General features: G+C 46.8%; 2 protein-coding genes. Both read right to left on the reverse strand.

The window, feature by feature from the left end; translation table 11 throughout:
* The coding region (locus H8S64_RS22185) for an antirestriction protein ArdA (RefSeq protein WP_133302561.1) at positions 1 to 362 on the reverse strand (362 nt) is incomplete at its 3' end.
* Between the two features lie 290 nt (positions 363 to 652).
* A partial coding sequence (locus H8S64_RS22445) for a hypothetical protein (protein ID WP_118047962.1) occupies positions 653 to 832 on the reverse strand: 180 nt, incomplete at its 5' end.

Genomic DNA, 832 nt, shown 5'->3' on the forward strand with positions numbered 1-832 from the left:
TCCCGGAAATCACGTACAAGGTCGTCCGCATCTTCCTCGCCCAAATCATGGCTTTTATAGTTGCACCACACGAAAAAGGCTTCCTGCTCGGTGTCGCTCAAATCCTCCACCGCATCACGCAAGGCGAAGAAGTTTTCAGAAATCCAGCTTTCGTCGATTAAGCCCTCCGGCACGTTCTCCCAGTCCTGAAACATGTATTCCGCATCTTCCTCGTCCTTGTGAAGTTCCCGGCAGGCTTCATAAAATTCTTCCTTGTCCGAATAGTCCGAAAGGTCGAGCCATGCGCCGGACAATGAACCGTTGTTGTACTTGGCATAAGTGCCTACATAAACTTTTGCTTCCGATAATACCTTTGCTTCCATATTGCTGTAATTTTTAAGTTTTTAATTTTATGCGGATTTGAGAGGTGAGGGAGTTGAAGTTTCACTGAATTTTTTTCCTGTTTCCCGTAAATCCGACTTTTTTTTTATGCGTCTTCCGGTCGGGTCGGTCGTTTTCGTTTCACATAGGCGTAAAAGGGTAGTGTTTAGAGTTTGCAAGGTTTTGGGCAAAAAATACCTCGCAAGGCAGGGAAGATTTTTTCGCCAAACCGGAACGGCTCGACCTTGCAAAATCGTGAAGAACACGTAACTACCTTTGCCTATTGAAATGATTAAAACGACTGTCCCGGCTGGGGGACTGCGTAAGAGGAAGATTTACAGATAGGGAAACCGGGGAAAAGTGCCTGTTCTCTTTCATCTTTTAGGGAACACTCCATGCGGGCGGGAAAGGCAAGGGTGTTGTGAGCTTGCTTGCAATACGCTTGTGCGGGTTTCCAACGGCTCTTTTCACG

Source organism: Butyricimonas hominis (genome assembly GCF_014287455.1).
Lineage (GTDB): Bacteria > Bacteroidota > Bacteroidia > Bacteroidales > Marinifilaceae > Butyricimonas > Butyricimonas muris.